This is a genomic window from Serratia sp. HMSC15F11 (assembly GCF_001808215.1).
Taxonomy (GTDB): domain Bacteria; phylum Pseudomonadota; class Gammaproteobacteria; order Enterobacterales; family Enterobacteriaceae; genus Serratia; species Serratia nevei.
The window spans coordinates 68,046-68,269 of the sequence record NZ_KV792476.1 but is presented as its reverse complement, the minus strand read 5'-3'; the positions used below and the strand labels follow the sequence as shown (position 1 = coordinate 68,269).

The window sequence follows — 224 nt, the reverse complement described above, 5'->3', positions numbered from 1 at the left end:
TCCCAGCCGTGCTCGTCATCGCCGATCAGCTGACGCTTAGGATCGGTGGAGAGGGTGGTCTTGCCGGTACCGGACAGGCCGAAGAACACCGCCACGTCGCCTTTCTCGCCCACGTTGGCCGAGCAGTGCATCGAGGCGATGCCTTTCAGCGGCAGCAGGTAGTTCATCATCGAGAACATGCCTTTCTTCATTTCGCCGCCGTACCAGGTGCCGCCGATCAGCTG

Annotated in this window: 1 pseudogene; it reads right to left on the bottom strand. The window is 61.6% G+C overall.

What is annotated here, in order from left to right:
• Window positions 1–224 (bottom strand): annotated as a pseudogene (locus HMPREF3138_RS27200) (phosphoenolpyruvate carboxykinase (ATP)); the annotation flags it as partial.